Genomic DNA, 25,043 nt, shown 5'->3' on the forward strand with positions numbered 1-25,043 from the left:
ATGTTTTCACATTCCCCCTCAAGTGAACTCTGACAAAACTCCTAAAATTCAGAATTAAATTAAAATGACAGATCAACTCAGAAAAAAATTTGAAAACCTACAACTCAATGCTGGGCAAGGCAAGATCAGTGCATTTCTTTCTGTTTCCTTAGGCTTTTTGGGTATTTTTGCTGCTTTATGCTTTTTATTTCCCACTGTGCTCACCACACCAGAGCTACGCCCGCTATATAGCAAACACTATGATGTTTTCTACTATACCTTACTGTTTGGCATTGTAATCAGTGCTGGCTTTGGTACCTATAGTGCGATCATTAAACAGAATAAATATGGTTTTTATGGTTTGTGTATCACCATTTTAGCAGCTATTTTAGGCTGTGGACTGATCAAAGCACCGACATTGCCAGCCCTACCCTTTTATGCAGGTTTTGATTATTTCGTTATTACCTTAATCATCCTTGCTTTGGTTTTTATCCCACTTGAAGGATTCTTTGCAAAGAACACTGAACAGAAAATTCTGCGCGTTGGCTGGGTCACAGACATGAAATATTTCATGTTTAGCCATATTGGCATTCAGCTTTTTTCGTTTTTAACGGTCATGCCTATTCAGTATTGGATCACGCACATTCCCGACAACCCGATTGTGCCTTATGTGCAGGCACAGCCAATTTGGTTACAGTTTATTGAGCTATTGATCGTGGTGGACTTCACCACCTATTGGTTACACCGTGCGATGCATGAAGTGAATTTTTTATGGCGCTTTCATGCCATTCACCATTCAACGGAACAAATGGACTGGCTAGCCTCTTCACGCTTACACATCGTTGAAGTGTTAATGACCCGTTTTATCGCAACCTTACCAATTTTCTTGTTAGGTTTTCATACGTCTGCGGTCTTTGCTTATTTAGTCTTTATTTCTTTCCATGCCATTTTTATTCACTCCAACGTGCGTTTTCGCTTTCCCTATCTGCGCTGGCTGATCGCAACACCTGAGTTTCACCACTGGCATCATTCTTCCGAAAAGCCTGCGATTGATAAAAATTATGCAGCCTTTATTCCACTTTATGACGTGATTTTTAAATCGATTTATATGCCTAATCATTTGGCCAGTGTATATGGCACAGTCGGCTATAAAATTCCAAACAGTTTTGTGAAGCAGTTTACGTGGCCATTTAAACGTTATGTGAATAAACTGAAAAAGCGCTTAAATAAAGATAATGAGACTTCCTAACAAAACCAATCGATTAACAATCTCAATAATTAAAGCTTGTCTAATCCCTCACCAAAATCGAAAACCTGTATCTCCGCAGGTTTTCTTTCATTTTCCAAGCCTTGTAAATCGAACTTAAATTACGCTCGCCCTTTAAATTCTTTTACCATACGATCACTCACGTCCTCTGGATAACACAGTGGCGCAGCACCACCGACTCGATTGTAAGCACTACGTTTACCACACCGACTTCCATTTCTTGCAGTATTGTAAGTACAAGGACAATTTCCCGAATACGCTTGTATCGATTGTTGAATAATTTCCTTCTTAATCGCTTCATCACTTTGCGTGGGCTGTTTAGCATCAGCAGCAAAAGTTAAAGTTAAACCAATAAATAATAATATTTTTTTCATAATACCCCTCTACAAAAGAGGCATTCTATAGCACTGAATTTTTATTGAAATATCATATTATTTATTTGAATAATATTTATCCATCTAAAATAGAAATAAAAAACCCACCTTACGGTGGGTTCCTTCAAATCAGCTCAATCTCTTATAGACGAACCAATTCAACAATTTTATCAGCTAGCTCTTCAACCGCATCTTGAGTGAATGCGACATCTGTGCCGTCGACAAGGTCAGTCACCACAACCACACCTGTTTCACGTACTAGTGCAACCTGATCAGCAGTTAGACCCGCTTTCGCAATCGCAACTACACCTTGTTGAATCAACAAGTTTTCAAGTGCTTGTGCATTTTCTAGAGCTTTCGCAGAGACAGTTACCGCAGCAGGTTTTTGACCTAAACGTGCAGCACGGTCTTCCGCTGTGACAGGGTTGCTATGCGCAGACCATTCCACAGACTCTTCCACCATACCCGCACCAATCGTCACGTTGTTTAAACGGTCGATGAAGATAAACGAACCTGTATAACGACTGTCTTGGTAGCGATCAAATACGACAGGCGCATCAAACTCAACGGTGACATTAGCAATGGCATTCAGCTCAAGGCTATCGACTTGTACCTTTTCCAATGTATTGACATTGGTACGGTAGTTAATTGCAGTGACTTTTGCAGGAACAGTTTGCGTACCCACTTTTAAGTTATACAACTTACCAATCACCAGCGGTTGATCTGCCATCCAAACCACAGTGGCATTGACCGAACGTGAAATTTCTGGCGCAGCTTGATCCGCACGTACAAGCACGTTACCACGCGAAATATCAATTTCGTCATTCAGCGTCAACGTTACTGCTTGACCTGCAACGGCACGCTCTAAGTTCCCATCATAAGTAACGATTTCTTTAACCGTCGACGACTTGCCTGATGGTAAAGCCACGATTTTATCACCTACCGATACATCACCTAGCGCAACTGTACCGCAGAAACCACGGAAGTTGAGGTTTGGACGGTTCACATATTGCACAGGGAAACGAAAATCGTTGGTCACTGAACTGCGGTTAATTTCCACAGACTCAAGCGTACCCATTAACGTTTCGCCTGTATACCATGGCGTATTTGGTGATTTATTGACAACGTTATCACCATTCAATGCTGAAATAGGCGTAAAGATAATGTTGTTTGGCTTACGGTCACCCAATTGCGCCACAAAACCTGCATACTCCGTCTGAATTTCATTGAAGCGCGCTTCAGAAAATTCAACCAAGTCCATTTTGTTAATCGCAACAATAATGTTCTTAATGCCCAGTAAGCTTGCAATATACGTATGGCGACGCGTCTGAGTTTGTACACCATAGCGCGCATCAATCAAGATAATCGCAAGATCACAGGTTGACGCACCCGTTGCCATATTACGCGTATATTGCTCATGTCCCGGTGTGTCAGCAATGATGAACTTACGTTTTTCAGTTGAGAAATAACGATAAGCAACATCAATGGTAATACCCTGCTCACGTTCAGCTTGTAGACCATCTACAAGGAGTGCTAAGTCAGGTGCATCGCCTGTCGTACCGACTTTTTTAGAGTCACGAGTCACCGCTTGCAATTGATCTTCATAAATCAATTTTGAATCGTAAAGCAAACGACCAATTAAAGTTGACTTACCATCATCGACGTTCCCGCAAGTCAGAAAACGCAATAAGTCTTTATTTTCATGTTGTTTTAGATAGCCCAAGATATCTTGGCTAATCAGTTCTGATTGATGAGACATTGCTCAAAACTCCACATATTCTTTAGAAATCGGTTTTAATCTCTTTAATCCCTCTAAATCTCCCTTTGATAAAGGAGGACTTTCCTCCATTTATTTCGGGAGTTCCCCCCTCTTTTTTAAAGAGGGGCTAGAGGGAGATTTTAGAAATAACCTTCTTGCTTTTTCTTCTCCATCGAGCCCGCTTCATCATGGTCAATCATACGACCTTGACGTTCAGAGCTGGTTGCAAGCAACATTTCTTGGATAATTTCAGGTAAGGTATTTGCCGTTGACTCTACTGCACCCGTAAGTGGGTAACAACCAAGTGTACGGAAGCGTACCGATTTCATTTGTGGAACTTCGCCTTCTTTTAAAGGCATACGTTCATCATCAACCATAATCAGGGTGCCACTACGCTCAACCACAGGACGTTCTGCAGCTAAGTAAAGTGGAACCAATGGAATGCTTTCCAAGTAGATATATTGCCAAATATCAAGCTCAGTCCAGTTTGATAGTGGGAACACACGAATACTTTCACCTTTGTTCACTTTACCGTTGTAAAGATTCCAAAGTTCAGGACGTTGGTTTTTTGGGTCCCAACGGTGTTTCGAGTCACGGAATGAATAGACACGTTCTTTCGCACGTGATTTTTCTTCATCACGACGTGCACCACCAAATGCCGCATCAAAACCGTATTTATCAAGTGCTTGTTTTAAGCCTTGAGTTTTCATGATGTCGGTATATTTTGAGCTACCATGGTCAAATGGGTTAATGCCCGCATCTTTCCCTTCTTTGTTTTGATGTACGATCAAATCAAAACCATGGGTTTTTGCCATGTTGTCGCGGAAAGCAATCATGTCTTTAAATTTCCAACCCGTATCGACATGTAGAAGCGGAAATGGAAGCTTGGCAGGATAGAACGCTTTGAGCGCCAGATGCAGCATCACTGCTGAATCCTTACCAATAGAATAAAGCATTACTGGGTTTTCAAACTCAGCAGCTACTTCGCGGATAATATGAATACTCTCAGCTTCAAGCTGTTTAAGATGAGTAAGTCTTTCCTCATTTAATGACATTGACAGCACCAACTCACAAAAATCGTGTACTTATTACACTTTTAAAAATATATATTCATTATAAAGATTTAGTTATACACACTATTGCTTGTTTTATTATATTTATATGCAAAAACCTCATATAAAACAAAATTGATAAGCCCTATAAGTTTTATTCAATAATTAGATATCACTAAATAAACTCAAATATTACATCAACTTCATTCAAAGTATTCAGCCTATTTACCAATTCACTCTTCGATTTTCCTCTAATTTTCTGCTAGGTAATACATCTACAAATAGGCTTTGTTGCACAAACCTATCTCTAAAGGCTTATTCCACAATATAATTCTCAAATGAATAAGCCCACACCTAAAATCTATCGTACAACCAATTGGTCTTCTTATAACAGTGCATTAATAAATCGAGGAAATCTCTCAATTTGGTTTGATCCCAAGACTCAATGGTACGCTCAACCCAAAGGTAAACATGGTCGAAATCAAACTTATTCAGATACAGCCATCCAATGCTGTTTAATGATCAAATCCTTATTTCGTCTTTCTTTACGCATGGTCACTGGCTTTGTGCAAAGTCTCATTCATCTTTGTAGATTAGATTGGACAGCACCAGACTATTCCACCATCTGCAGAAGACAAAAGCATATTGATATTGCAATTAACTATCAAAAAAGCAGTAATGGTCTCCAGCTACTCGTCGATTCTACTGGCTTAAAGTTTCTAGGCGAAGGTGAATGGAAGCGTAAGAAACACCAACCTGAATATCGTCGCCAATGGCGTAAACTTCATATTGGTATAGATGCTGAAACTCTTCAAATACGCGCTATTCAACTCACTACAAATAATGTGAGTGATTCACAAGTGCTTGGTGATTTACTCGATCAGATTCCACAAGATGAGCAGATTGACTCTGTCTATACTGATGGGGCTTATGACACCAAGCAATGCCGTCAAGTAATTGCAGACCGACAAGCACATGCGGTGATTCCGCCAAGAAAAAATGCGAAACCTTGGAAAGATACAAAGACCAGCTCGCTAGAGCGAAATGAATTACTTCGAACAGTTAAACGTTTAGGAAGAACAATATGGAAAAATTGGTCAGGCTATCATCGCAGAAGTCTGATAGAAACCAAGATGCATTGCATCAAATTATTAGGCGATAAACTCCGTGCGAGAAACTTTCAAAGCCAAGTCAATGAGATTCATGCACGTGTGGCCGTATTAAATAAATTTACAGATTTAGGCCGACCTCACACCCAAGTTGCCACTTAAATTTAGATAACTTGGAAGAAGTTTAGCTTTTGAATGTTTGTGCAACAAAGCCCTACAAATACCTAAAGTCTGTTTCATTGAGGTTCTATGTATATGACTTACCAAACTCGTAGCTTAGAGTATTAAAAAGCACACTCAATACAGACCAGCTTGTTGATTTTATATATCAACATGATAACCAAAAATTTGGATTCCAATTACTTCGAGATTAATCCGTAAAACATAAAAACCCGCAATAAATGCGGGTTCTATCACTCTCAAATATTAATAATGAAAAACGCGTTTATCCAAAGGTATTTCTATACCAATCGATGCACCAGCATCATTACCATGTAAATCAGAATCGCTGAACCAACCATTAATTTTGATTGGTACAAATGGACTTAAGTAATGTGACCAAGTTAAATCGATAGCTTTAATATCATCTGTTTCAGGAAAGGCTGCATTGGTAATACGGCCAGATTGATTAACCTTTGCAAATAATAATCGACCATTTAGACGGTTCATTGCATCGAATCGAATATCACCACCCAAAGATACCATTTCACCATCACCACCCATAGCATGCCCCAATGGGAAACCATGTTGGTAATAACCATCGGTATAAGTTGAATGATTATATGAAACCCCTAACGCGTCACGGTTGGTACGAGTATCAGCCCATTCTGTATAAAGTTGATATGGCATGTTTTTAAAAGATGACGAATAATCTACGCCAGCAAGATACATTTTTTTAGAAGGTAATCCACCAGCCTCATCCTCACCTACATATTGTCCATACAGACTCATAGGTACACTCAACAACTGCTGAAAATTCAATCGAGCATCAAATCCTGCAACCTGATTAGACGGATCAGGTTCTCCTGTACCACCGTTATCCTTGTTTCCAATCATAGCATCCCAGAATGAGCTAAAACTTTCTGGTCGTCCCTCGCCCCCCCACTGAAAAGCACGTGAAGCGCCTAATTCTAAATAAGGTAAAGGTTGTGCCGTAAGACGTAGACCCACTAATTTAGCATCAGGTACAGCAGAATAGTCATCTAATTGACCTGCAAATGCTTGATATTGCCACGGACCAATCCATGACAACCATTTTGTTTCAAAAGCTGATTGATCTGCGCGCTGAGCGGTAAAGCCATAGACTGGGCGGCTCGCATCACCTCGTAAAAGACTCCCATCATGACCTGGCCCCCAATATGTTGGTATCTGACCAGCAATCAACCATTGATTCCACAATTTTCCAGCTATGTAAGATCCTTCAACATTAACTTCTTGATCGTTGTCAATTTGTGGGTCTTTTTCTCCATTCACTCTAAGGCGAATATCCCAATTTTCACCACCAGCATTAAATTCCAAACCTGCTTGGTACTGTGCTTTTTCTTGATCACCAAAAGCTTGAGGAATTTCCTTTTGATCACTCTCTGCAAATAAGCGTGCTTTAAACATCGCGTTCTCACGATCGAGATGAGCTCGCACTGACTCAATAACTTTTTGCTGAGCAGGAGTCGCAACTTTAGCCTGAGACAATACTCTTTGAATTTCATCACCGCTCATTGGCCATGTAGATGTGCTAATTTGAATCACACCCTGCTGATTTAACCAGTTTAGATCTGTTCTTAAATTTTGATCATTTAAAACGAGACCTTGAGCAAAGATACTCGTTGTTGCACCCATTAGCACAGCGATTGCAAGTGTTTTTTTTAGAAACATTCCGTTTTATTCTCAGGACTTAAAGCTAAGTGTTACCTTATTTTTTTTATCTCTTTTTTACAAGCTTTTCTATTTAGTAATGTTGTAAAGATCAAAAAAAACCCGCAATGAATGCGGGCTTTTTATGTTCAGATCAAACTTAGTTTTTATGACGCATGTGTGGGAACAGAATCACATCACGAATACTTGCTGCATTAGCGAATAACATAACTAAACGGTCAATACCAATACCCTCACCCGCTGTCGGCGGTAAGCCGTACTCAAGTGCTTCAACAAAGTCTGCATCGTAGTGCATTGCTTCATCATCACCTGCGTCTTTTTCTGAAACCTGAGCTTGGAAACGTTCGGCTTGGTCAATCGGGTCATTCAACTCTGAGAAACCATTCGCAAGTTCACGGCCACCAATAAAGAACTCAAAACGGTCCGTAATGTGTGGGTTATGATCATTACGACGTGCCAATGGCGATGTTTCAGCAGGATATTCTGTAATGAAAGTCGGTTGACGTAGCTGAGTTTCAACAGTTTCTTCAAATACGATGGTTTGAAGTTTACCCAGACCAAAACCTGGTTTTACCTGTTCTTTCAGCTCTTCTTGCACAAATTTTGCCAAGAATTCACGGTCATTGACATTTTCAGGCGTGAACTGTGGGTTGTGTGCAAGAATGGCATCAAACATTGAAATTTTCTTGAATGGGCCTTTGAAGCTATACACTTCTTCACCATAAGGCACATCGGTTGAACCCAAAATGTCCAGCGCTAAACGCTCAAGCATATTTTCGGTAAGTTCCATCAAGTCTTTATAGTCTGCATAAGCTTGATAGAATTCAATCATGGTGAATTCTGGGTTATGACGCGTCGAAACACCTTCGTTACGGAAGTTACGGTTAATTTCAAACACACGCTCAAAACCACCAACAACCAAACGCTTTAAGTAAAGCTCAGGCGCGATACGTAAGAAAAGTGGCATATCCAAAGCATTATGATGCGTTTCAAATGGACGCGCTGATGCTCCACCTGGAATCACATGCATCATCGGTGTTTCTACTTCCATGAAGCGCTTTTCAGTTAAAAATGCACGAATGCCTGAAACCACTTTGGCACGGATTTCAAAAGTCTTACGTGTTTCTTCGTTCACAATCAGGTCAAGATAACGCTTACGATATTTAACTTCAGTATCGTTTAAACCGTGGAATTTATCTGGAAGTGGGCGAAGCGACTTGGTTAAAAGCTCAAAATGTTCGATATGCACATAAAGGTCACCTTTACCAGAACGACCAATATAACCTTTCACCGCGATAATATCGCCAAGATCTAAGCTCTTAATGGTTTCTAAGGTTTCTGGTGCTAACTCTTTACGCGCTACATATAACTGGATACGACCCGTCATATCTTGGATCACGATGAATGAACCGCGGTTCAACATCACACGACCCGCTACAGACACATAAACATGCTCTGCTGCTTCAATTTCTTCTTTGCTTTTGTCTGCAAATTGATCTTGTAAGTCTTGAGCATAATGTTCACGTTTAAAGGTGTTTGGCCATGGGCTAGTGCCCGTTTGTTTGGCTTGATCTTCAATCTGCTTTAACTTGGCATGACGCTGTGCAATTAAATCGTTTTCGGAAATGGCTTGTTCAGAAGTCGATTGAGCGTTTTGTTGCGTCATCTCTGCCTCGTATATGTATTAAAAAACGGAAGTTGCATAGCATAGCAGAATTCCAGACGAATGAGCATCATCAAAAACCACGCGATATATAAAAAAGTATACATCCTGTTTATTTCAGAGCTAAGACGCCCTCTGTATAAAAGTTCTGTCTATTTCTTAGACCAAAAGCTAACTTCATTTCACGATCAATCCCTCTACAATGGACATTATAAATCGTGGAAAAGTAAACTTTTCTCCACTCATAAAATAATTTAGTTTTTTAATTGAATGATAAATCATGAGCAGATGCGAATCTAAAATTTTGTTTTTGCATGGATTAGACTCCTCACGCGAGTCCACTAAGTTCCATGCCATTGATGCAAAGCAGAAATTTTGTATCGATATCGATTATCGCTATCTCAATTTTTCTACCGTAGCCAGTTTCTACGACGATATTATTGAAAAAATAAAACCTGAAATTATTGTTGGACATTGTATTGGTGCGTATTGGGCATTGAAAATGTCGCTGCTGCATCAAATTCCATGTGTGATTGCCAACCCACGTTTAGCCCCTGACTTTCGCGATGATTACCCGAGCATTAATGATACTGACTTAGATCACAATGTGCCGCAAGTGGCCTACTTGGAGCTGGGAGATGAATTAATCGATATGTACGCGGCACAGGAAATTTTAGAAAATTACATGTTGATTCAAGCGGTTGAAGGCGGACATCACCGACTACTTAAACCTGAAAATATTAATCAACTGATTGAACATTTAGAACAACAATATTTATATAAATAAAAAAAGCCTTGGATGTCCCAAGGCTTTTTTATCTGCTTATGCCGCAACAGATTCTGGTTTTGATTTGTCATCTAATACTGACCAAATCTTTAAACCTAAGTCAGTATGCAAATCAGGCAAATCAAGAAAAATACTGGCACCGAGCACTTCATGATTACATTTTGCCACCAGCTGATTAACGGCTTTTAATGTCCCACCTGTCGCTAAAACGTCATCTACAATAATCACTTTTTGCGATGGAGTATTGGCTGACATTTCTAAGCGGTCTAATCCATATTCCAAACTATAACCGACACCCACCACCGGTGGTGGCAGCTTGCCTGCTTTACGTACCAACAATAAACCTTTACCTAAACGTTGTGCCAATAAGCTCGCAAGCACAAAACCACGCGCTTCTACAGCAACAAAACTATCTACTTCCGCCAACTGCTCAGCAGGAATACTTGCAATTAACGCGTCGGTTAAAGGCTCAATATTGCTCATAAACAATGGGGTTAAATCGAAGAAGCAAATCCCAGGTTTTGGAAAATCTTGGACCGTACGAATGTGCGACCACAACGTTGTAGACAAGTTGTTCATAGGAGATCAATAAAATTTGAAAAGGAATAGATGAATTTTACAGCTTTATCTGTTAAAAAAACAGTCAAGCACTGGCTATGCAGCCGACTGAACAACCAAAATATTTATGTAAGTTATTGTTTTCAATTAAATCATTTATTTAATAAATATTAGGTATAGATACACTCAATATTAAAATAGCAATTTAACTTTGAGTTTACAGCACGACCTTAGTCTATACATCAATAATTTTATAAGGCTAGCTGACTGAAAAAACGCATCTTTTTTAGATGTAATTATCTATAACCTTCACACATTCGCAAAACGCGATCTGGTTTTAAATGATACGTTTTGTCCTGATCATCGCTTTTAGCCGATAGATTCAATCATTAAACTCCGATATTTACTTTACATTCGTATTAGAACTGCGTAAAAATTTAGATTAGCGAAGTATGCTAACCACTCAGATGAGTAGCAGCTTGCGTAATGGATTATTTTACTGAACCCTTTCTTGTTCAGCGTTTTGGAGAGTCAAATGAAGAAGTATCAATGCATCGTTTGTGGATGGATTTATGACGAAGCAGAAGGTTGGCCACAAGATGGCATCGTGGCGGGAACGAAATGGGACGATATCCCTGACGATTGGACTTGCCCAGATTGTGGCGTGTCAAAAATCGATTTTGAAATGGTTGAAATCTAATTCATAGTGTTAAAGACCATGCAGCATGGTCTTTTTTTACGTCTTTAAAATAATCTCTGGAGAACCTTATGCATCCCATCGTCATCATTGGCTCAGGTATGGCAGGCTATGCTGTAGCACGTGAATTTCGCAAGCTGAACCCTGAACAAGAGCTGCTTATGCTATGTGCAGATGATGCGACTAATTATGCCAAACCAACATTGTCCAATGCCTTTGTTGCCAACAAAGCGCCTGAACAGATTGCTTTGGGTGATACAGAGAAAATGGCAACACAACTGAAAATGCAAATTGCCACGCATACTTGGGTGAAAGAGATTCATACTGAACAACAGCAGTTAACCGTTATTAAAGATGGCGCTGAATCTACACAGCCCTACTCTCAATTGGTTTTAGCGGTAGGAGCAAACCCAATTCGCTTAGCCATTGCGGGCGATGGAAGTACTGACATTCAAGTTGTAAACAATCTAGACGACTATAAAACCTTCCGCGCAAAACTTGAAAAGCGTGCAGACAAACGTGTAGTCATTTTAGGTGCAGGTCTTATCGGTTGCGAATTTGCCAATGATTTACAACATACAGGTCATCAAGCTACCGTTATCGACTTGGCAAACCAGCCTTTGGGCCGTTTATTGCCAGCGCATGTTTCAAGTGCCTTTAAAGAAAACCTTGAGGCAACGGGTATTCATTTTGTCCTTGGCACCACAGTTGAAAAAGTGTCTAAAATTGAAAATGGTGACTATGTTGTGACCTTAGCCAATGGTCAGTCTTTAGTCGCAGATGTAGTCTTATCTGCGATTGGTCTACAACCAAACATTTCCCTTGCAAAAGAAGCAGGTATTCAAACCAGTCGTGGCATTTTGACCAATGCACAACTTGAGACGAATCAACCGCATATCTACGCCGTAGGAGATTGTGCTGAAGTCAATGGACTCTTGCTACCTTATGTGATGCCAATCATGCAACAAGCACGCGCTTTAGCCAAAACATTAAATGGCGAGACCACTGCGGTGCATTACCCTGCTATGCCTGTAGCAGTTAAAACACCCGCTGCGCCGCTCACTGTTTTGCCTGCGCCAATCGATGCAGAGGTGAACTGGGAAACTGAGGAATTAGACGATGGCATGATTGCCAAAGCCCTAGACAGTCAAGGTACACTTCGCGGCTTCGTACTGCTCGGTGCAACCGCAGCGAAACAACGTTTAGCATTAACAAAACTGGTTCCAGACTTGATTCCAGCACAGGTTTAGAGTTTAAATAAAAGGACATTTATAACAATAGATGTCCTTTATGTGAGGATTACAATAATGAATAGCGCACTCCAATATAATCTTTCACCCTATACCTCTTTCATGCGCGAAACCAAAGTCGACTTAGGCAATGGTATTGAACTCCATGTCGAAATCGGTGGCGAAGACCATCATCCGACCATTGTTTTGATCATGGGCTTAGGAGCACAGCTGTTATTTTGGCCTGATTTCTTCTGTAAATCTCTGATTGATCAAGGGTTCCGTATCATTCGCTTTGATAACAGAGATATTGGTTTATCTTCAAAAATTAAACATCAAGGTCCACGCTTAAACACCCTCAAACTGATGGGGCGTTTTGCTTTAGGTTTAGATAACCGTGGTGCACCTTATGACTTATACGACATGGCTGACGATGTGGCACTACTTTTAGACCGTTTAGGTTTAGATGAAAGCTATGTGATTGGCGCATCCATGGGCGGTATGATTGGGCAAATTCTAGCAGCGCGTCATCCACAGAAGGTCAAAAAGCTCGGCTTAATGTTCACCAGTAACAACCAACCTTTACTGCCACCGCCTTTTCCAAAGCAACTCTTTAGTCTAATTGGTCGACCTGAATCGACCGATGAAGAAGGGATTGTAAGCCATTCTTTGAAAGTGTTTAAGCTTATTGGCTCACCTGATTATCACAATCCAATCGAGTCAATTCAGACTTCTCGCAAATTATATCGCCGAAGTTATTACCCTGCGGGTGTACTTCAACAGTTTTTAGCAATATTATGTACAGGTTCTTTATTGCAACTGGACAAACAGATTCAACAACCGACCCTTGTGGTGCACGGTTCGCGAGACCGTTTACTCCCGCCTAGTCACGGAAAGGCCGTTGCAAAGGCAATTATGGGTGCTAAATTTGAATTAATTGATGGAATGGGGCATGATATCCCACCTCACTTCATTCCAAATCTTAGCGAATTATTTGCACAACACTTTAAATTATAATCATTAGGACACTATGGCTGCATTACCATCCTTAAGACAGCTGTCATATCTCGTTACACTGTCAGAAACGCTGCATTTTACTGAAGCTGCACGCCGTTCATTTGTAACCCAATCGACTTTGTCGGGCGGGATTATGGAGCTTGAACGCCTACTCGGTGGCGTACTTGTAGAGCGTGATCGCCAAAATGTGCGCTTAACTCCTCTAGGCGAGCAAGTCGTTGCTCGTGCTCGTGTTCTACTGGCAGATGCTCAAGACCTGATGCGTTTAAGCCGAGAAATGAGCGAGCCTTTAACTGGTGATTTACATCTAGGTGTTATTCCAACCATTGCGCCATTTATTCTGGCGCAATTGTTAGATGAAGTGCATAAGCAACTCCCTAAAATTCAACTACATTTACACGAAGCGCAAAGTGAGAAAATTGTAGAAAAACTCGAACATGGCAATTTAGACATGGTCGTTTTGGCTCTACCTTTTGATACACGTGGCTTAAAAGTTGCTGAAGTCGCAAAAGAAAGTTTGTTTTTGGTCTGCAATAAATCAGATATCGCAAGCCAAGCCAAATCGCTAGACGACTTAGACCTTTCGCGTTTAATGTTGCTTGAAGAAGGCCACTGCTTACGTGACCACACTCTAAGTGCCTGCCCTATTGGTGAGCGTAAAAACGATCATCGTTTAAAAGCGAGTTCTTTACCGACCCTTGTGGAAATGGTATCGGCTGATCTTGGTTTTACTTTATTACCTGAAATCGCAATTCATACCAATATGATTAAAGCGAATCCAGATTTAATGGTCAAACAAATTGAAGCTGCTCCAAGTCGTATCTTGGCTTTGGTGACACGTAAAAGCACTCCGCTACAAAGCGAATTTGATGTGCTATTACAAATCCTGCAAAAAATTACTCAAGATCTACACTAAGCTTATTTTAGTGCATAAAAAAGGAGTCAAACATGACTCCTTTTTTTGTGCCTGAATCTTTTTTAGATCCAAGCCTCCCCCCAAAATTATTTAATCACATCTAGCAAATAACGCTGTGCATTATGCTCGGTTTCGCCTTCAGCTGGCGTCGCACGAAGCCAAGTTCCATCACCTTGTAGTAACCAAGCTTGTTGATTATCCTGCAAATAGGTCAACAAACCTTGCTGATAAATACGTTTTTTCAAAGCTGGATCTTCAATTGGGAAACAGGCCTCAACACGATTAAATAGGTTCCGATCCATCCAGTCGGCGCTCGAACCATAAATGCGTGCATCGCCATTATTACTAAAATAGAAAACACGCGTATGTTCTAAGAAACGCCCCACGATCGAACGTACACGAATGTTTTCCGAAAGCCCTGGCAAGCCCGGGCGTAGACAACAAATTGAACGAATAATGAGATCAATTTGTACACCTGCCTGTGATGCCTCATACAGCTTATTGATCAGTTGCACTTCGGTTAGTGCATTCACTTTCACAATAATTTGTGCTTTCTTGCCCGCTTTCGCATTGGCAATTTCATCATCAATAAAGTGGATCAATTGTGCATGGAGCGTAAACGGCGCATGAAGTAGCTTTTTCAGCTTCGCCATTTTCCCCATACCTGTCAACTCTTGGAAAATACGGTGTACATCTTCACACAACTCTTTATCGGTCGTGAGCAAGCCATAGTCGGTATAAATTCGTGCATTACCCGCATGGTAGTTACCCGTTCCCAAGTGCACATAACGAACGAGTTTATTATTTTCACGGCGTACCACAAGAATCATTTTGGCATGGGTTTTATAGCCCACAATGCCATAAACAACCACTGCACCCGCTTCTTGTAGCACATTTGCCACTTCGATATTTGACTCTTCATCAAAACGCGCACGCAGCTCAATCACCGCGGTAACTTCTTTACCATTACGCGCCGCTTCTGCTAAGACTTGTACAATTTCAGAGTCTGCACCACTGCGGTATAGGGTTTGCTTAATTGCCAACACTTGTGGGTCACGTGCCGCTTCACGCAACAAGTTAATCACAGGTGCGAAAGACTCAAACGGATGATGTAGTAAAATATCCTGCTTCTGCATTGCAGAGAACATGCTTTCCGACTTTTTCAACACTTTAGGAATAACAGGAATATGTGCGTCATACCGTAGATGTGGACGTTTAAAATTGGACAATAAACGCGCCAAGTTCACAGGTCCTTCGACTTTATACAACTGCTCCTGATGCAGATCAAATTCATCTAGCAAGTAGTTATAAATATGTTCTGGACAGTTTTGTGTAACTTCCAAACGTACTGCTCGTCCAAAACGACGTGAACTTAACTCACCTTTCAGTGCTTTGGCTAAGTCTTCCACATCTTCATTGAGCGCCAAATCAGCATTCCGTGTGACACGGAACTGATAACAGCCTGTTGCTGTCATCCCTGGGAACAAGTCAGAAACATGCTCATGGATGATAGCTGAAAGCATCACATGATGCTCTTTTCCACCTGTGAGCTCATCCGGTAGACGAACCACACGTGGCAATGAACGTGGTGCAGGAACAACGGCCAAATCAATCTGACGACCAAATGCATCTTTCCCTTCCAAAGTCACAATAAAGTTGAGACTTTTATTCACTAAACGCGGAAATGGGTGCGCAGGGTCAAGGCTAATCGGTGTTAAGACAGGTGCGACCTGTTCTTGGAAATATTTCTTCACCCATGAAGACTGTGCAGGCGTCAGTTCCCCACGGCGTAAGAAGCAAATGTCTTCCTCACGTAGTTTCGGCAGAATTTCATCATTGAGAATACGATACTGACGTTCAATTGCAGCATGTGCAGTTTGCGAAATTTGATCGAGTACTTGGCGTGGAGTTAAGCCATCGGGGCTACGGCTTTCATTACCCAGATCCAACTGTTCCATGACGCCCGCAACGCGAATTTCAAAGAACTCATCTAAGTTACGTGAAAAAATCAGTAAGAAATTCATCCGTTCTAACAACGGATGTAAAGGATCTACGGCTTGTTCCAATACACGTAAATGGAAATCTAATATCGATAACTCACGGTTAATATAGCGATCGTTATACGCGTATTCAGGTTGTGGTATCGGAGATGTGCTTGCTGCCGTATTCATAGCTAACCTTTAATTATTTGAATGCGTTTTATCATGATAAGTATGCTTCAATTTTGTGACAATTTCATAAAAAAAAGCCCATAAATTTGGGCTTTTTCAGATCAATCAAATTAAGGGATATCGCTATAGCGCATATACTTTCGAATCATGCGCTCGCGGTTTTGTAACTTACGGTCATTTTGATGGTCTTGGTAGTATTTCGGATTAGGCAAAATGGCCGCTAAAAAGACCGCCTGCTCTCGGCTTAAGCTACGTGAACTTTTACCAAAGTAGTGTTGGGTTGCAGCTTCCACGCCATAGATATTATCGCCAAACTCCACCGAGTTTAGGTATACCTCTAAGATGCGTTCTTTGCTCCACATCCGTTCCATCATCCAAGTTGCAACAGCTTCCTGCCCCTTACGAATGAATGAACGCTTGTTATATAAAAATAAGTTTTTGGCCAATTGCTGAGAAATTGTTGAACCGCCGGCAACCACTTTGCCCGTGTCATTATTACGTTCAAGCGCCGCTTGAATGCCATCCCAGTCAAAACCATGATGTTGCATAAATTTGCCATCTTCAGCCGCAACAATGGCTTTTTTCATGTACTCACTGATCTCATCATAATCACGCCATTCGTGTTGAATGGGTTTAGATGGCTCAGACCAATAATCAATCCGCATAAACATGGTGGTTTCCACTGGCTTGTAACGCCACCACGCTAGGCTTGCAAAAATCCACAACTGTACCAAAAGCACGAAGCTGACAACGACTAACAAACTACGAACAATAAAAGCTTTCATGCCAGTGGCTTACTCCAAAAATCATTTTTATTCATGCTAAGCTTGGGCAAATATAGCAAAATTTTAGCAAGAATAGCATGACCGAGCTTACACCTCCGCAAATCAAAACAAAATTTGACGTACATTTATGGTGGATTACCGCCGTCATTATTGCCGTGAATGTTGGGTTGTTTTTTTGGCAAATCCTGCATGGCATGGATGTCAGCAATCCAAGTACGGCGGATGCCATACATTGGGGAGCAGACTATGCACCACTTACCTTCTTGGCTGAGCCGATGCGTTTGTTGAGCAGTATGTTCTTTCATTTTGGCTTGGTTCACCTCATGTTGAACATGTGGGCGCTGTATATTTTTGGCAGTGTGCTGGAGCAAATGTTTGGACGTGTCTATTTTCTTGCGCTATATGTTCTTGCTGGTCTCATGGGTAGCTTGCTCAGTGGTTATATTGCCATCCAAGACAGTTATGAACTGATTCGTATTGGGTTCGCAAACCCTGAACTCTTGCCGCGTGTCGGTGCAGGGGCTTCAGGTGCCGTCATGGGACTGGGGGCAGCACTGACGGTTCTATCGCTACTGCCGATACTCCCACAGCAACGTTTTATTTTAGATAAAAAGACTTTGCTCATCGTGATGGGTATCAACTTAGCCATGGGCTTTATGATTTCAGGTATTAATAATGCCGCACATATTGGCGGCATGTTGATGGGTGCTGTTTTGGCGGCACTTTGGTATCTCTCCCAAAAGGTGCAGCAGCGTTGGATTATGCCGCTGAGCCTTGTTTTGGCAGCCTGCGGTTCGTATTGGTTTTACTTACACTGCCAAAACCTTGTGGTCTATATTCAACCCTTATGGTCAGAAGTGTTAATGATGATGCGTCAACAGCTCAATTTCTAAGATTCAACACTTAACGTATTAAGAGATCAATCACGCTTGATTGATCTCTCTCAAACTTTGTAAAGGCGGAATATCACTGAGATAACTTAAGCGATAACGCCCAATCAGCGCGCAGAGTAAGGTCATGAACAGTGGTAAAATGAGCCAGATTTCCCAGTGTGGCTGAATGGCTAATCCCATGCGATAACATGCTACCGCACTTATTGCTTCAGCAAATAAACAAGAAACCACACCTGCCATAAAACCAATAAAGCCAATTTCTAGACTGAGCATAGTTCTGAGTTTTTGCTTGGAACCACCAAATGAACGTAATAATGCCACTTCACGTTTACGCTCATCCATAAGTAAGTTCAGGCAAGCAATTAAAACCAGAATACCTGAAATACTCACTAAAACTGCAAGGATCGTGACAATCTGCACCAGCACCGTAACAATGCGCTTAATTTCATCTAAAATTAAACTGACATCAATAAAGACAGTGTTGGAAAATTGCTGAATAATGCTGATCAATTTCGCTTTGTCAGACTCGGGTACATAAAAACTGCCCAAATAACTGCCCGCATTTTCATCCATGGTCTGTGGCGCAAAAATAAAGAAGAAGTTTGGGCTAAAACTTTCCCATTCTACAGTTCGTAAGTTTGCCACTTTGGCGTGAATGACACCCTCTGGTAAGCTAAAGGTCAGTTGATCCCCCACTTTTATCCCAAGCTCTGTTGCGGTATTGGCTTCTACCGAAACTTGTCCTTTTGCTGTGAGTTTTGCTGTGCCAGAGACAATTACATTATCTTTAGGATAACGGTCTGCTTGAGTCAAATTTAATTCACGGCGTAAGGAATTATTTTGCTTGACCAAATCCTCAGCAAAAGGCTGTCCATTTTTGGCAATCAGTCTACCTCGAATATTCGGATAGAGCGGCGTACTGTTCCAATGGTTTTGTTCAATTTTCGCTTTTAACTCAGGCATGTCAAAAGGCGGTAAACCATATACAAACTGATTCGGCGTTCCCGCAGGAATTTGCTGTTGCCAGCGCTCTAATAAATCAGTGCGTAGCACGGCTAAGACCGTAATTAAACTGAGTCCCAAAGCCAATGCGGTAATCTGAAATGCAGTCTGGTAAGGCGTACGGACATAAGCAGAAATCGCATTTTTTAAGCCACGGATAAACTTCAAACTCAGCCAGACCACACTGCATAGCACTACACACAGAATGATAATTGCACCAATCACCATAGCTGTTAGTACCATATTTTCAGTCAGAACGATACTAAACAGTGCCAGACTAGCTGTTCCTGCGAGCAACATCCAAAACATAGACGAAACCGATTTTTCTTGACTGCGAATGACTCGGATCGGTGGGGTATTCAAAAGTTCCCAAAAACTCGGTAAGACAAAACCCAGAAGTACTACAGCACTGGTCAACATGGCAATCGGAATCGGTCCGAGCAGCATATCCCACGCTGAAAACGCAATACTTAAGTGTGGAATCAGTTGTAACATCAAATGTAACAAGCCATAACCCAACCCTACACCCACTGCACTCCCGACCAGCATGGCGAGCAAGAACACCACACCCAACAAGCTGAGATAAGCCCAGAGAATTTGTGACTTCGCAGCCCCCATACAACGTAATAGCGCAATGTGGTCTTGGTTTTGTTGTACAAAGCGCTGACTGGTCAAAGCAATCGCAATTCCACACAGCAAAATCGTTAAGATATTCGCCAACTGCAAAAAAGTGTCCAAATTTGCAATTGGTTTCATTAAACGGGTATTGCCCTCACTGGCATTGCGTAGGCGTAAGCTGTTTTGTGGTTCTTCCGCATTAGCACTTTGAGCTGCCGCATCGACATCCATAAATGCTGCATTTTGCTTCTTAAAATTTGCTTCAAACTGCTGGGTATTTTGTGTGGTACCTGCCATCAGTAGACGATAGTCAATACGACTACCGACTTGGATGGCATTGGTCTTGGCAATATCCGCTTTTGAGATAATCACCGTCGGCGAGAACCCAGAAAAACCTAACTCTTGATTGGAGTCATGCTCAATCAAGCCTGTCACCTTGAAAGTACCATCTGCAATATTCAGCTGATCGCCCAGTTTAACCCGTAGCAAATCCATAGCACGTTGACTCAACCACACTTCACCTGAAGCAATATGCTTCGCCGCAGGCTGAATACGTAACTCTCCGCGCAGAGGGAAGGCTTGATCGATGGCTTTGACATTGACCATAACAAACTGATCATCGGTATATGCCATCGAACTAAAGACAGTGACTTCTGATTGTTTTAAATCGAGAGCTGTCGCTTGCGCTTTCCATTTCGGATCGAGCTTTTGACTGTCCGTTAAAACCAAATCCCCTGCTAGCATCTCGGCGGCTTGCAGCGCTACGGCATTTTGAACTTGCTCATTACTAAACTTCAGCGCGGTCGTCGCACTGATCGCGAGAATCAATGCAATAATCAATAAATACACACCGCTACTTTTAAAACTTTGCTTCAGTAAGGGCTGAAATAGAGAATTCATTTTCATCCTCCCGTTCGAGGATGTTCGATCAACTGACCATCGAGTAATTCAAAATGGCGCTGGCACTGTTCTGCAAGCGTATGGTCATGCGTCACTAAAATGAGGGTCGTACCCAACTCACGGTTCAACTGAAACAATAATTGCTCAATTTCTCGCGCAGTTTGACTGTCTAAGTTTCCTGTTGGTTCATCGGCAAAGATAATTTTTGGCTCAGCAATCAGCGCACGGGCAATTGCAACGCGCTGCTGCTCCCCACCCGAAAGTACCTTCGGTGTTTGAGTGGCCTGTCGCTCTAATCCAACCTTTTGCAACAAACTCAAAGCACGTTGCTCCACTTCAGCGAAGTTAAATGATGCATGAAGCCGTAACGGCAGCATCACATTTTCAACAGCAGTCAGGTGTGGCAGCAGTTGAAAGGACTGAAACACAAAGCCAATATGCTTCAAACGCACATTCGCACGCTGTTCTTCATTGAGCTTGGAAATACTTTCACCACAAACGATTAGCTCACCACCGCTAGCCTGGTCTAAGGTCGCCAAAATACCCAGTAAGGTAGACTTTCCTGAACCTGAACGTCCTGTAATTGCGACTTGTTCACCTGCTGATATGCTGAGACTCAAATCTGAGAAAATGGTCAGTTCTTTTTGCGGAAGTTTAATCTTTTGTGTCAGTTGCTGGGCAGAAATAATCACTTGTGGCATGATGCTTACATCACTATGAACTTGGGTCATAACATCCCTATATGCAAATATTCGTGCAAAATCGCAAATTTAAAAAACGTATCAGTTCATACTTGGTTTTGCTTGCACTGTGCCTAAGCCCCACTTGGGTTTTTGCAAAAACCGTGATGGTTTTAGGAGATAGCATTAGTGCAGGTTATGGCATAGAACCACAGCAAGCATGGGTAAATTTACTGCAAAAACGGTTAAACCAACAGTATCCGAAACAGCATAAAGTGGTCAATGCCAGTGTGAGTGGTGAAACCACCAGTGGCGCTTTGGCTCGTTTACCCAAACTGTTGCAAACGCATAAGCCAAATGTGGTGGTGATTGAGCTTGGCGGGAATGATGGACTGCGGGGTCAACCACCTCAGATGATTCAAAAAAATTTAGCGCAACTGATTCAACAAAGTCAAAAAGCCAATGCCACTGTGGTTGTGTTGGGAATGAAAATGCCACCAAACTATGGCACAGCCTATAGCAAGGCATTTGAAAGTAATTACAAAATGGTCAGTCAACAATACAAAGTTAAATTGCTGCCCTTCTTTTTGGAAGGTGTAGCAGGAAATAAAAGCTTGATGCAAAAAGATTTAGTTCATCCAAATGGCAAAGCACAGCCTATTTTATTAAATTTAGCTTATCCCTATATAAAAGGCGCTTTATAAAGCGCCTTTTACTCTGATCAGCACATAGGATCAGAAGTCAAAAAAAACCACTTCACCACTTTCAAGTGAGTACTCAGCGCCAACCACTTGTAACTTGCCTTTGGCAATTAAACTTTCAAGCACAGCTGAGCCATGACGTAACTGATTTACAGAAGCAAATACATTTGAACGCACCGCGTGTTTAGACAGTTTGCATAAATCATGTTTCAGTTCAGTTTGCATCAAGGTTTCAACCGAAGGACGGACACGGTTTACAATCGACATCAGGTTTGCAGACGGTGGGCTATCTGGGTTCATCAGGGTGTCAATAGTGGCTTGAATCGCACCACAGTGGCTATGACCAAGTACCACAACGACCGCACAGTCATAACGCTCAGCCGCAAATTCAACACTGCCAACTTGCGAAGGTGCAACCACATTTCCTGCAACACGAATAACAAACAGATCACCCAAACCTTGGTCAAAGACCATTTCTGCAGGCACACGAGAATCGGAACATCCGAGTACAATGGCAAATGGATTTTGGTCTTCCGCCATCTCTGCTCGTGCTTGGTGAGACAATTGCTTATGGTGGGTTGTCTCACCCGCTACAAAACGTTGGTTACCTTGTTTTAGACGGCTTAAAGCTTCTTGAGCTGTTAGCATTCCCTTTCCCACTCGGTTGTTATTAAGTTGGACTAGTTTAATCCCAGCGAAATTGATTGTCACTTGCAAAAAACATAGCCGCTTCTTTTTTTGCTTGATTTTGAAGTTGCATTTTATATCAATAAAACCATTACACAGTTCACACTTTATCAAAATGCCGCATATCCTTTCAAATAAATAATTAATGACATTTGCATGAAAGCGATTAGAATCAAACAGACCTGTAAATAAACATAAAAACTATTCAAAATCAGAGCATTTTTATCTTATTCGGTCAGTTTTTTCATTCATCTCCGTTTAAGGATGAACCATGATGATGCGCTTAAAATCCGTCTTGAAACAAAGTCTAAAGGCCAGTCTATTCGCTTTAGCTTTGTCATTTTCTTTCGCCAGCCATGCGGTAGAAAATACCATCATCAAAGACAAACTCAGTTTACAAAGCTACCTTCTACAAGAACGCGTCAGCGCTGGCTTAAAAACCAAAACGCTTAAAGTGGATGATATCGTTTGGAGTTATAACGAAGGTGGTGCAGTTGATAAACCGACTATTTTGCTGATTCATGGTTTTGCTGGAAATCGGGACAATTGGAACCGTGTAGCACAGTTTCTAACGCCGTATTACCACGTGGTTATCCCCGACCTTCCGACCAATGGCGATACCAAAGTCCCTGATGATTTTGATATCTCTATGCCAAATGTCACAGAGCGACTCCGTCGTTTTGTTGAAGCCATTCATATACAAGATAAGCTGAATGTTGCAGGACATTCTATCGGTGGTTCTATTGCAACCCTATATGCCGCGCAATACCCTTTTGACACGCAAAGTTTGTTTTTATTAAACAGTGCGGGCATTTATAAAAACGCTAACACCAACTATGCCAAAGACCCACAATATTTAAAGCACTTGATTGTGAGCAAGCCGGGCGATTTGGATGATGTAATGCAACGTGTCATGCAAACCCCAATCAAAATGCCCTATTATTTAAAACGCGCCCAAGAAAAACAGTTAATTACTCAGGCTGAAAAAAACAGCAAAGTCATTGATCAATTGGTGACCTTGAACCGAATTTATACCACTGACTCCTTTGCTCGAGTGACCCGGAATATTGAAGCTCCCACCCTCATTTTATGGGGTAAGCAGGACAAAATTATTAATGTCGAAGTGGCGAATGAGCTCAAATCTTTATTGAAACGTGCTGAAGCTCCTGTCATCCTTAACAATGTTGGTCATATGCCACTTTTGGAGGCAGAACAAGCAGTTGCACAGCACTACCTGCCTTTTCTTGCAAAAACACAAAAGTTAAAAAACCCATTGGCTGATAAACTGATTCCACTAAATTAATTTTGTTGAGTACGTATGCAGAAACACCCGATGATTGAGCAGCTCATTGAAGCTCATCTTAGTTTTTTAGATCATGAGTTTTCGCAAGCAAGTACCGTACAAAATGAATTCACCCTATTTTATCAATGGTTTAGAAAACAAACTTTGCAGCAACTGTGGAGCTTTGAAGACATCAATGCGCTGTTGCAAAAACAAATCCTAGCCACACCTGCGACCGAGCATCTAATTTCACAAATTGCAGAGCACATCAAATTTGCTTTGATTCACCCCATCAATGAATCAACAAAAATTGCCGATGTGATTCCAGTACTCACCATCGACAAAATTGCGCAGTATGTCGCGAGTAAAAGTGGGCATCGTCAACGCCTGATTAAAACTGTGGTAAATAACCCAGCTTTTTCAGCCATGATTACTCAGCTCATTCAGCACTCGATTCAAGACTATTTGAACAACTCCGTCATGACCAAACGTGTGCCGGGTGTCTCTAGTTTTATGAAAATGGGCAAGTCGGTACTGGAAACCGTCACAGATTCTAATCTGAATGACACCATCGGACATTATTTGCAAAAGAACATCTTAAAACTCAGTCAAATGAGTGAACAAGTGTTAAATCAAAACTTTAATGATGAAAAGCTATATCATTTTCAAGCCAACCTCTGGCACAAAATCAAAGATATGCATTTATCAGTTTTGAAAAATTATATTAAAGTGCAGGACTTGCCTCAAACTGTCACTATGGGGCACGAAATTTGGGAGCATATGCGTCAAACAGACTATCTGCAGCAACAGGTGCATGATGGTGTTTACGCTTGGTACATTCGCAACCAAGAACGGCCTTTTGATTTACTACTACGCGACTTAAATATCGACGAAGCCTTAGTCCAAAATCAACTTCAAGATTTGTTGAACCCTATTATTCAAGAACTCATTCGTTCTGATTACTTACGTGATCGAGCGCGCTATTATTTAGAACAGTTTTATTATTCTGACCAAGCACAGAGTATTTTAATCCCCTAAATAAAAA

General features: G+C 41.4%; 22 protein-coding genes. 11 read left to right on the forward strand and 11 right to left on the reverse strand.

Annotated elements, in window-relative coordinates:
* Positions 1–64: 64 nt before the first annotated feature.
* Positions 65–1,228, forward strand: a complete 1,164-nt coding sequence (locus AC5EUN_RS11515; protein ID WP_010326272.1) for a sterol desaturase family protein — start codon at positions 65–67, stop codon at positions 1,226–1,228.
* A 119-nt stretch (positions 1,229–1,347) separates the two neighbouring features.
* On the opposite strand, the gene AC5EUN_RS11520 is transcribed toward AC5EUN_RS11515, so the two are convergent.
* The 3 genes from AC5EUN_RS11520 to cysD all read right to left on the reverse strand — a co-directional run bounded on the left by AC5EUN_RS11520 (position 1,348) and on the right by cysD (position 4,434).
* Positions 1,348–1,620 (reverse strand): hypothetical protein, encoded by a 273-nt coding sequence (locus AC5EUN_RS11520; RefSeq protein ID WP_010326271.1) that lies wholly within the window; start codon positions 1,618–1,620, stop codon positions 1,348–1,350.
* Between the two features lie 142 nt (positions 1,621–1,762).
* Positions 1,763–3,379: a sulfate adenylyltransferase subunit CysN gene (cysN, locus tag AC5EUN_RS11525; protein WP_058952092.1), complete on the reverse strand. Its 1,617-nt coding sequence runs from the start codon at positions 3,377–3,379 to the stop codon at positions 1,763–1,765.
* Between the two features lie 140 nt (positions 3,380–3,519).
* Positions 3,520–4,434: a sulfate adenylyltransferase subunit CysD gene (gene cysD / locus AC5EUN_RS11530; RefSeq protein WP_004694369.1), complete on the reverse strand. Its 915-nt coding sequence runs from the start codon at positions 4,432–4,434 to the stop codon at positions 3,520–3,522.
* A gap of 335 nt (positions 4,435–4,769) precedes the next feature.
* On the opposite strand from cysD, the gene AC5EUN_RS11535 reads away from it, so the two are divergent.
* Complete coding sequence (locus AC5EUN_RS11535) at positions 4,770–5,702, forward strand: IS5-like element ISAha1 family transposase (RefSeq protein WP_004637176.1); 933 nt, start codon at positions 4,770–4,772, stop codon at positions 5,700–5,702.
* A gap of 264 nt (positions 5,703–5,966) precedes the next feature.
* Here the strand turns inward: AC5EUN_RS11535 and AC5EUN_RS11540 are convergent, their stop codons facing one another.
* Complete coding sequence (locus AC5EUN_RS11540; protein ID WP_010326268.1) at positions 5,967–7,412, reverse strand: capsule assembly Wzi family protein; 1,446 nt, start codon at positions 7,410–7,412, stop codon at positions 5,967–5,969.
* 139 nt (positions 7,413–7,551) lie between these two features.
* Entirely contained in the window at positions 7,552–9,078 is a 1,527-nt protein-coding gene (gene lysS, locus AC5EUN_RS11545; RefSeq protein ID WP_010326267.1) for a lysine--tRNA ligase, read from the reverse strand.
* A gap of 277 nt (positions 9,079–9,355) precedes the next feature.
* On the opposite strand from lysS, the gene AC5EUN_RS11550 reads away from it, so the two are divergent.
* Positions 9,356–9,862, forward strand: coding sequence for a YqiA/YcfP family alpha/beta fold hydrolase (locus tag AC5EUN_RS11550; protein ID WP_010326266.1), 507 nt, complete (start codon positions 9,356–9,358; stop codon positions 9,860–9,862).
* A gap of 36 nt (positions 9,863–9,898) precedes the next feature.
* Here AC5EUN_RS11550 and AC5EUN_RS11555 read toward each other — a convergent pair whose 3' ends face one another.
* Positions 9,899–10,441: an adenine phosphoribosyltransferase gene (locus tag AC5EUN_RS11555; RefSeq protein WP_010326265.1), complete on the reverse strand. Its 543-nt coding sequence runs from the start codon at positions 10,439–10,441 to the stop codon at positions 9,899–9,901.
* 514 nt (positions 10,442–10,955) lie between these two features.
* Here AC5EUN_RS11555 and rubA point away from each other — a divergent pair.
* The 4 genes from rubA to oxyR all read left to right on the forward strand — a co-directional run bounded on the left by rubA (position 10,956) and on the right by oxyR (position 14,279).
* Positions 10,956–11,120: a rubredoxin RubA gene (rubA, locus tag AC5EUN_RS11560; protein ID WP_004694381.1), complete on the forward strand. Its 165-nt coding sequence runs from the start codon at positions 10,956–10,958 to the stop codon at positions 11,118–11,120.
* Positions 11,121–11,188: 68 nt separating this feature from the next.
* Complete coding sequence (locus AC5EUN_RS11565; RefSeq protein ID WP_010326264.1) at positions 11,189–12,367, forward strand: NAD(P)/FAD-dependent oxidoreductase; 1,179 nt, start codon at positions 11,189–11,191, stop codon at positions 12,365–12,367.
* A 57-nt stretch (positions 12,368–12,424) separates the two neighbouring features.
* Positions 12,425–13,363 carry an alpha/beta fold hydrolase gene (locus AC5EUN_RS11570; RefSeq protein WP_010326263.1) on the forward strand — a complete coding sequence of 313 codons (939 nt, stop codon included), beginning with the start codon at positions 12,425–12,427 and terminating at the stop codon, positions 13,361–13,363.
* A gap of 13 nt (positions 13,364–13,376) precedes the next feature.
* A complete protein-coding gene (oxyR, locus tag AC5EUN_RS11575; RefSeq protein WP_004981021.1) occupies positions 13,377–14,279 on the forward strand; it encodes a LysR family transcriptional regulator OxyR in 903 nt (300 codons plus the stop codon).
* A gap of 86 nt (positions 14,280–14,365) precedes the next feature.
* Here oxyR and ppk1 read toward each other — a convergent pair whose 3' ends face one another.
* Together ppk1 and mtgA are read right to left on the reverse strand one after the other, a co-directional pair.
* Complete coding sequence (gene ppk1, locus AC5EUN_RS11580; protein WP_130235060.1) at positions 14,366–16,450, reverse strand: polyphosphate kinase 1; 2,085 nt, start codon at positions 16,448–16,450, stop codon at positions 14,366–14,368.
* A gap of 110 nt (positions 16,451–16,560) precedes the next feature.
* Positions 16,561–17,235 carry a monofunctional biosynthetic peptidoglycan transglycosylase gene (mtgA, locus tag AC5EUN_RS11585; protein WP_004694386.1) on the reverse strand — a complete coding sequence of 225 codons (675 nt, stop codon included), beginning with the start codon at positions 17,233–17,235 and terminating at the stop codon, positions 16,561–16,563.
* 77 nt (positions 17,236–17,312) lie between these two features.
* Here mtgA and AC5EUN_RS11590 point away from each other — a divergent pair, with 77 nt between their 5' ends.
* The gene (locus AC5EUN_RS11590) at positions 17,313–18,128 is read left to right on the forward strand and encodes a rhomboid family intramembrane serine protease (protein WP_130235059.1); all 816 of its coding nucleotides are present in this window, start codon (positions 17,313–17,315) and stop codon (positions 18,126–18,128) included.
* Positions 18,129–18,158: 30 nt separating this feature from the next.
* Here AC5EUN_RS11590 and AC5EUN_RS11595 read toward each other — a convergent pair whose 3' ends face one another.
* Together AC5EUN_RS11595 and AC5EUN_RS11600 are read right to left on the reverse strand one after the other, a co-directional pair.
* Entirely contained in the window at positions 18,159–20,648 is a 2,490-nt protein-coding gene (locus AC5EUN_RS11595; RefSeq protein ID WP_130235058.1) for an ABC transporter permease, read from the reverse strand.
* A gap of 2 nt (positions 20,649–20,650) precedes the next feature.
* Positions 20,651–21,379 carry an ABC transporter ATP-binding protein gene (locus tag AC5EUN_RS11600; RefSeq protein ID WP_058952097.1) on the reverse strand — a complete coding sequence of 243 codons (729 nt, stop codon included), beginning with the start codon at positions 21,377–21,379 and terminating at the stop codon, positions 20,651–20,653.
* Positions 21,380–21,390: 11 nt separating this feature from the next.
* Here AC5EUN_RS11600 and AC5EUN_RS11605 point away from each other — a divergent pair, with 11 nt between their 5' ends.
* A complete protein-coding gene (locus tag AC5EUN_RS11605; RefSeq protein ID WP_058952098.1) occupies positions 21,391–22,032 on the forward strand; it encodes an arylesterase in 642 nt (213 codons plus the stop codon).
* 30 nt (positions 22,033–22,062) lie between these two features.
* Here AC5EUN_RS11605 and AC5EUN_RS11610 read toward each other — a convergent pair whose 3' ends face one another.
* On the reverse strand, positions 22,063–22,677 hold the full coding sequence (locus AC5EUN_RS11610) for a carbonic anhydrase (protein WP_004981036.1): 615 nt from the start codon (positions 22,675–22,677) through the stop codon (positions 22,063–22,065).
* Positions 22,678–22,987: 310 nt separating this feature from the next.
* Between AC5EUN_RS11610 and AC5EUN_RS11615 the strand changes: the two genes are divergently transcribed.
* Together AC5EUN_RS11615 and AC5EUN_RS11620 are read left to right on the forward strand one after the other, a co-directional pair.
* Positions 22,988–24,019 (forward strand): alpha/beta fold hydrolase, encoded by a 1,032-nt coding sequence (locus AC5EUN_RS11615; protein ID WP_058952099.1) that lies wholly within the window; start codon positions 22,988–22,990, stop codon positions 24,017–24,019.
* A gap of 15 nt (positions 24,020–24,034) precedes the next feature.
* Positions 24,035–25,036 carry a hypothetical protein gene (locus AC5EUN_RS11620; protein ID WP_493352358.1) on the forward strand — a complete coding sequence of 334 codons (1,002 nt, stop codon included), beginning with the start codon at positions 24,035–24,037 and terminating at the stop codon, positions 25,034–25,036.
* Positions 25,037–25,043: the final 7 nt, after the last annotated feature.

This window comes from Acinetobacter sp. CAU_H_S170_2 (genome assembly GCF_058890445.1).